Below are 7,089 nucleotides of genomic sequence, written 5' to 3' on the forward strand. Positions count from 1 at the left end.
AAGACTCAGCCGTGGCCAGTCTCCTCTCCCAGACGCCTCTGCAGCGCATCAAGAAATAGCGGTAATCCGTCAGGTTGGTAGTCGCGGGAAAGATAGATGCCGTAAACGCTCAACGCCTTCGGCGTCCACTCCGGAAGCACCACCTCCAGCGTGCCGCTGGCAATCGCGCCCCGGGCCTCCAGTTCGGGAAGCATCGCAATGCCGCACCCGGCAACCGCCGCCTCCAGCAGCAATGAAGATATCCCTGCGCTCAGATTACCGTCCACCGCCACCGACGCTTCCCGCCCCTGCGCATCGCTGAACTGCCAGTGCTGGCTGGCGAAATGGCTGTATAGCAGGCAGTTATGTCGTTGCAGATCGTCGGGCGTCGTCAATGGGCCATGCTGGCGCATCCAGCCCGGCGCGGCGCAGAGCAGCGAACGGCACACTCCGAGGCGACGAGCGATGGCCCCCGCCTCCGGGTTGTCGGTAATGCGAATGGCCACGTCGATACGCTCGCCGATCAGGCTGACCGGATGGTTATTGATATCCAGCTCCAGGCGCAGCAGTGGATAGCGGGCGAGAAAGTCCGGTAGCAGCGGGGAGATTAGCTGCATGGCGGTAAAGTGCGCGCAGGCGACGCGCAATGTGCCGCTGGGATCGGCCCGCTGACGCTCGCCGGCGATTTCATCGGCGATCCGCGTCAAACCGCGGGTCTTGAGCAATACCTTCTCCCCGGCCGGGGTCAGCGTCAGCCGCCGGGTTGAGCGATGGATCAGCCGGGCGCCGGCCCAGCTCTCCATTTGTTCCAGATAGCGGCTCACCATCGGGCGCGACATCCCCAGCGCCCGCGCCGCGGCGCTAAGACTTCCCAGCTCGCAGATGCGCAGATACACCTGCGCAGCAATCACCCTGTCCATCACTCCCCCTGATCTGCACGCTTTATGAAACTCAGCATCTCTTGTTTCAGGAATTCTATCAAATAGCGAAATCCGTACAATGGAACGCATTCCCCTGTTACTGAGAATAAATCATGAAATTATCTGCCCTTGCTGTTGCTACCGCCCTGTTCAGCGGCGCGGTCTTCGCGGCGCCTCTGACGCTGCAAACTTACAACCCGCAGGAAAAAGGACTTTTTGCCGTCAACTCGACCCTCGTTTCCGGTCCGCATGAAGCGGTACTTTTCGACGCGCAGTTCAGCGTCAAAGATGGGGAAAAGCTGGTGGAGATGATCAAGAAAAACGGCAAACCGCTATCGCGGATTGTGATCACCTCTGGCGATCCGGATTTCTATTTTGGTCTTGAGCCGCTGGTAAAAGCCTTCCCACAGGCGGAGGTGGTCGCCACGCCGGAGGTCGTCAAACATATTGCAGCCACCAAAGCGGCCAAACTGGCGTACTGGGGCCCGCAAATGAAAGACGGCGCGCCGACGCAGGTGTATGTCCCGCAGGCGCTGGAGGCCAACAGCTTTACCATCGATGGCGAGAAAGTGACCATCATGCAGCCGCATGACTACGCGGCGTTCGTCTGGATCCGGGCGAACAAAACGATCCTCGGCGGCACCGGCGTGGCGTGGGGTATGCATCTCTGGACCGCCGACACCCAGACGCCGGCCAGTCGTCAGCAATGGCGTAATACGCTGGACCAGATGATCGCCCTGCACCCGCAGCGGGTGATCCCGGGCCATTATCTCGGCACCCCGCCGGAGGGAGACAGCGCGGTGCGCTTTACAAAAACTTATCTCCAGCAGTTCGAGCAGGCGCTGAAGACGCATTCGGATTCGGCCGGGGTGATCAAGGCGATGGAGGCACAGTGGCCGGGCCTGGCGGAGACCAGCTCGCTGGAGTTAAGCGCCAAAGTTAATACCGGTGAGATGAAGTGGTGACCCCTGCGGCGCGCAAGGAGGACTGTTCTTAATCTGGCTCCCCAGGGTTGCTATTACCGAGAAAATGGACCACCCTACCTGTGGCCGCACAAAAAACGCGCGGCCGACTTTGGGTTACATTTCATCCGGTCATTACCGGGTTTGCCCTTGAAACCAGAACAGGATAAAGGAGTCAGAATGAAATCGAACCATCAGGCACGTCATCTTCTCGGTCTGAACTATAAGCTTTCCCGGCAGAAAAAAGTGGTGCTGGAAGGCGATGAAGAAACCACCATCAACCACATCCATGCTACCGGCCGCAAACGCCGCGGTGGTTAATTTTCAGCCTGAGTGATGATAAACAACACCGTCCTGTTGCCAGGATGGTGTTTTTTTATGGCAATTGACTGCTTGTTTACCCGCTTGAAGACCTTCTGCTCTATACTCTGCCCGCTGCTTTCCACCCGCCCTTCGCTTATCGCCGCGCCGGGACTGTGGTCATGATCAAGGAGTTAGTGCGATGCAATTTACCCATAAGAAAAACCGTTCCCTGTACATCCCCTACGCGGGTCCCGTTCTGCTTGAATTCCCCCTGCTCAACAAGGGAAGCGCCTTCAGTATGGAAGAGCGCAGCAATTTCAACCTGCTCGGCCTGCTGCCGGAAGTGGTTGAAACTATCGAAGAGCAAGCGGAACGCGCCTGGATCCAGTATCAGGGATTCAAAACTGAAATCGACAAACATATTTATCTGCGTAACATCCAGGACACCAACGAAACCCTGTTTTATCGCCTGATCGGCAACCACCTTGAAGAGATGATGCCGGTTATCTATACCCCGACGGTAGGCGCGGCCTGCGAACGGTTCTCCGAGATCTATCGTCGCGCCCGCGGCGTCTTTATCTCCTACCAGAATCGCCATAACCTTGACGACATCCTGCAGAACGTCCCGAACCACAACGTGAAAGTGATTGTGGTCACCGATGGCGAGCGCATTCTCGGCCTCGGCGACCAGGGAATCGGCGGAATGGGGATCCCGATCGGTAAACTGTCGCTGTACACCACCTGCGGCGGCATCAGCCCGGCTTACACCCTGCCAATCGTGCTGGACGTCGGAACAAACAACCAGCAGCTGCTCGACGATCCGCTGTATATGGGCTGGCGCCACCCACGCATTACCGACGACGAGTACTATCAGTTCGTTGACGACGTGATCCAGGCGATTAAGGCCCGCTGGCCGGACGTGCTGCTGCAGTTTGAAGATTTTGCGCAAAAGAACGCCATGCCGCTGCTCAACCGCTACCGCAATGAAATCTGCTCGTTTAACGACGATATTCAGGGCACCGCGGCGGTGACCGTCGGGACGCTGATCGCCGCCAGCCGCGGCGCCGGAAGCCAGCTGAGCGAGCAAAAAATCGTCTTTCTCGGCGCGGGTTCGGCCGGCTGCGGTATCGCTGAACAGATTATCGCCCAGATCGTCCGCGAAGGACTCAGTGAAGAAGAGGCCCGCCAGCGCGTGTTTATGGTTGACCGCTTCGGCCTGTTAACCGACGGCATGCCTAATCTGCTACCGTTCCAGAACAAGCTGGTGCAAAAGCGTGAGCAGCTGCAGAGCTGGGATACCACCAGCGAGGCGCTGTCCCTGCTGGAAGTAGTGCGCAACGTGAAGCCGAACATCCTGATCGGCGTCTCGGGTCAGCCGGGACTGTTCACGGAAGAGATTATCCGCGAGATGCACAAGCACTGCCCGCGGCCGATCGTGATGCCGCTCTCCAACCCAACCTCACGGGTGGAAGCGACGCCGCAGAATATCCTGAGCTGGACCGACGGCGAGGCGCTGGTCGCCACCGGCAGTCCATTCTCCCCGGTTACCGTGAAAGGCAAGCAGTATCCCATCGCCCAGTGCAATAACTCCTATATCTTCCCGGGTATTGGACTGGGGGTGATCGCCTCCGGCGCGTCGCGGGTCACCGACGAGATGCTGATGGCTGCCAGCGAAACCCTGGCGCAGCACTCGCCGCTGGTCAACAACGGCGAAGGTCCGGTGCTGCCGGAGCTGAAGGATATCCAGACCGTCTCACGGGCAATTGCCTTCGCGGTCGGCAAGGTGGCCCAGGAGCAAGGCGTGGCGGTGAAAACTTCCGCTGAAGCGCTGCTGCAAGCGATCAGCGATAATTTCTGGCTACCGGAATATCGCAATTATCGCCGCACCTCGATTTAATCACGCTCACCGGGTCGACATATCGGCCCGGGTTTTAATAACGTCAGAATAATACCTCCCGCCACAGAAACGTTTTTTCCGCCTATATACATTCATCGTAAAAATATAAAACGGATAGCATTTGCCGCGCGCCCTCCGCTGTGCAAAATAGTTGTTTCTCACCCCCTCACAACGGAATGTGAAATGCTAAAATTAACCCCTGGCGCGAATAAAGCGAATGCGATTCTGATCCGTATTGTCTTGTTTCTTATCGGAGGTATCGCCATCATCACCGGAATGTGCCTCTTCAGCGGCGATATGTGGATGCTCACCCCGCGGGCGGAACAGTATCAGCCCGCCACCGGCGATCTGGTGGATGTCGTCATCTATGAACCGAGTAAATTTTTCTTCGCTCTGCTCTACGTGTTTATTATTACCCTGGTCTGGCTGTTGGCGGTACGTAAAATCCCCTGGCGGCCGATACAGCATCCTATATTACCGCTGATGGTACTGATTGCCGCCGGGATATTTATTTTCCTCCACCCGGAGGTCACCCCGGGTCGGGATGCCAGTATTCAGTACGGTAAACACAACATTTCTTACACTGCCATTTTCTGGAGCAAAACTAATTCAGATCGACATGTCACTCAACCCTCTAAATATGAAATTTTTGTTGAAGCGAAAGATCCCCGCTGGCTTATCGACAGAAACAATCTTGGCCGCGCCTGGCGCTGTGAAGTCAAGCGGCATACCCAGTTTTACACCCTGTCATTCAATGAGGGCTGGTTTCCGGACGGCGATCCGCAGGTCATGGCCCGCCAGTGTACTCAGGTAAGCGATCTGAATGCGCTCAGTGAAACGGCAATCATGATTGCCCGCCCGATCGCCACCGTCCCTGTGGAGGCACCGTAAATGAGCCAGCAAAAAAATGGTTCTGCAACCATGTTCTGGCAAACACATAAGCCCTCTGCGCCAACCCGGCATCGTAGACAAAGGCGGCGCAGGTGACAGCTGGCGGGGCCCCCTGCCAGTTTTGTCACTGGCGCGCTTTCCCTTTCCCCACTACACTGCCATCACCCATCCACTTACTGAATAAAAAAGGAGGCCCCCCATGCTGTATTGTGAAATGTTTATTGTTTCACATGCCTTAGGCAATTGCGCCAGCTCAAGCGTTATCGGTATCGTGCTGCGATAACTATGGCTTGAGCGAAGACCCTTCACGCAATCCCTTCTCTCCGGCTTACCGGGTTATCGTCAGCGAGTTTTGACGAGGCATTTGCATGCCTGTAACTCTTGAGTAAGTTGACTATGAGTACATTACTAACTGCCCATGCGCTCCACGTGGAGACGGCTTTTGGGCCGCTGTTTAACTCCCTCTCCTTCACCCTGAAGAAAGGCGACCGGATCGGTCTCATCGGCCATAACGGTTGCGGCAAAAGCACCCTGCTGCAAGTGCTGGACGGCACCCTCGCGCCCACCTCGGGCAGCGTCTCGCTCGCCGGTCAGTGTCTGATGGCCCGCGTTGAACAGCATCTGCCGGAGGCGCTGCATACGCAGTCGCTGCTGCAGGCGGTGCTGGCCCCATTACCCGCCGACGCGCGGGAAGCACAGCGCTGGCTGGCCGAGCGCCTGCTGGCGCAGATGGGCTTTACCCCGGCGGTGATGGAGCAGCAGACCGCCACCCTGAGTGGCGGCCAGCACACGCGTCTGCTGCTGGCCCGGGCGCTGATCCGCCAGCCTGATCTGCTCTTGTTGGATGAGCCGGGCAACCATCTCGATCTGCCCACCCTGCTGTGGCTGGAAAGCTTCCTGCAAACCTGGCAGGGGAGCTTTGTACTGGTGTCACACGACAACACCTTACTGGATGCTGTAACTAATGCGAGTTGGATCCTCCGTGACCAGACGCTACATTGCTTCGCCTTGCCCTGCAGCGCTGCCCGTCAGGCACTGCAGGAGCAGGATGAAAGCGCCGCGTTACGTCATAAGGCGGAGCAAAAAGAGATCGACCGGGTCAGCGCCAGCGCCCGGCGGCTGGCCACCTGGGGTCGGGTCTATGACAATGAAGATCTCGCCCGCAAAGCCAAACAGATGGAGAAGCAGGTCGCCCGCCTGAAAGACGAGCAGACCGAGCTCAGCGTCGGCCCGCCGTGGCGCCTGGTGTTACAGGGGGACGCCCTGCCGGCCGACCGCCTTTTGGAGATGGACACCCTTCCCGTCTCGCCCGCGCCGGGTCAGCCATCCCTCTTCACCACCGGCGTGGCGCGCCTGCGCAGCGGCGATCGCGTGGCCATCATGGGACGTAATGGCGGCGGCAAATCGTCCCTGCTGCGCCTGCTGTGGCAGCAGATGAACAAGGCATCGCCTCTCCCGGGGCTGCGCCTGCATCCCCGGTTGCACCCCGGCTACTATGACCAGACGCTGGCGCAGTTGCCGGACGAGGCCAGCCTGCTCGAGGCCCTGACGCCGTTTGCCCCGTCGGCGGACACCCGTAAACGGGCGCTGATCGCCGCCGGGTTTGGCTGGGCGAGACATAGACAGAAGGTCAGCACCCTCAGCGGCGGCGAGCGATCGCGGCTGCTGTTCGTTGGCCTGTCGCTGGCGCGCTACAGTCTGCTGCTGCTGGATGAACCCACCAACCATCTTGATATGGAGGGTAAAGCGGCGCTGGCGCAGACGCTGCGTGATTACCCCGGCGGCGTGCTGCTGGTCAGTCATGACCGCCAGCTGATTAGCGAAAGCTGTAACCGCTTCTGGCTGATTGACAGCGCCGGGCTAACGGAGTGGCACAGCCTGGAGGAGGTCTATGCCCGTCTGCAGGCCGTGGCGCCCGCCCCGGACAGTCGGATCGCTTTGCAAAGTACACCCGCCGGGGCTGACGATGATGAGGAGGCGCTGCTGGCGCGGCTGATTGACCTGGAGCAGTGGCTGGCTGACGACATGGCCCGCAAGCCAAAACATCAAAAGCCGTCACTGCAGGCACAGTGGCAAGAGGAGATTGCCCGCCTGCTTAACCAACTGACGTAATCTCCATGTCCCCCCACCCCCCCCC

Annotated in this window: 7 protein-coding genes; 5 read left to right on the forward strand and 2 right to left on the reverse strand. The window is 58.8% G+C overall.

Annotated elements, in window-relative coordinates:
• Window positions 1-5: 5 nt before the first annotated feature.
• On the reverse strand, window positions 6-899 hold the full coding sequence (locus HMPREF9538_RS06980; protein WP_009485854.1) for a LysR family transcriptional regulator: 894 nt from the start codon (window positions 897-899) through the stop codon (window positions 6-8).
• Window positions 900-1,012: 113 nt separating this feature from the next.
• Between HMPREF9538_RS06980 and HMPREF9538_RS06975 the strand changes: the two genes are divergently transcribed.
• Window positions 1,013-1,864, forward strand: a complete 852-nt coding sequence (locus HMPREF9538_RS06975) for a Vmh family MBL fold metallo-hydrolase (RefSeq protein WP_004189881.1) — start codon at window positions 1,013-1,015, stop codon at window positions 1,862-1,864.
• A 177-nt stretch (window positions 1,865-2,041) separates the two neighbouring features.
• Window positions 2,042-2,182 (forward strand): stationary-phase-induced ribosome-associated protein, encoded by a 141-nt coding sequence (gene sra, locus HMPREF9538_RS06970; protein ID WP_004143727.1) that lies wholly within the window; start codon window positions 2,042-2,044, stop codon window positions 2,180-2,182.
• Here the strand turns inward: sra and HMPREF9538_RS32450 are convergent.
• The gene (locus HMPREF9538_RS32450) at window positions 2,179-2,307 is read right to left on the reverse strand and encodes a hypothetical protein (protein ID WP_002906122.1); all 129 of its coding nucleotides are present in this window, start codon (window positions 2,305-2,307) and stop codon (window positions 2,179-2,181) included. The genes sra and HMPREF9538_RS32450 overlap by 4 nt on opposite strands.
• Window positions 2,308-2,363: 56 nt before the next feature.
• Here HMPREF9538_RS32450 and HMPREF9538_RS06965 point away from each other — a divergent pair, with 56 nt between their 5' ends.
• The 3 genes from HMPREF9538_RS06965 (at window position 2,364) to HMPREF9538_RS06955 (ending at window position 7,064) form a co-directional block, all read left to right on the forward strand.
• Window positions 2,364-4,061 (forward strand): NAD-dependent malic enzyme, encoded by a 1,698-nt coding sequence (locus HMPREF9538_RS06965; RefSeq protein ID WP_004200028.1) that lies wholly within the window; start codon window positions 2,364-2,366, stop codon window positions 4,059-4,061.
• Between the two features lie 183 nt (window positions 4,062-4,244).
• Window positions 4,245-4,952, forward strand: coding sequence for a hypothetical protein (locus HMPREF9538_RS06960; RefSeq protein ID WP_004214036.1), 708 nt, complete (start codon window positions 4,245-4,247; stop codon window positions 4,950-4,952).
• A gap of 396 nt (window positions 4,953-5,348) precedes the next feature.
• The gene (locus tag HMPREF9538_RS06955) at window positions 5,349-7,064 is read left to right on the forward strand and encodes an ABC-F family ATP-binding cassette domain-containing protein (protein ID WP_009485857.1); all 1,716 of its coding nucleotides are present in this window, start codon (window positions 5,349-5,351) and stop codon (window positions 7,062-7,064) included.
• The last annotated feature ends 25 nt before the right edge of the window (window positions 7,065-7,089 follow it).

The organism is Klebsiella sp. MS 92-3 (assembly GCF_000195655.1).
Taxonomy (GTDB): Bacteria; Pseudomonadota; Gammaproteobacteria; order Enterobacterales; family Enterobacteriaceae; genus Klebsiella; species Klebsiella pneumoniae.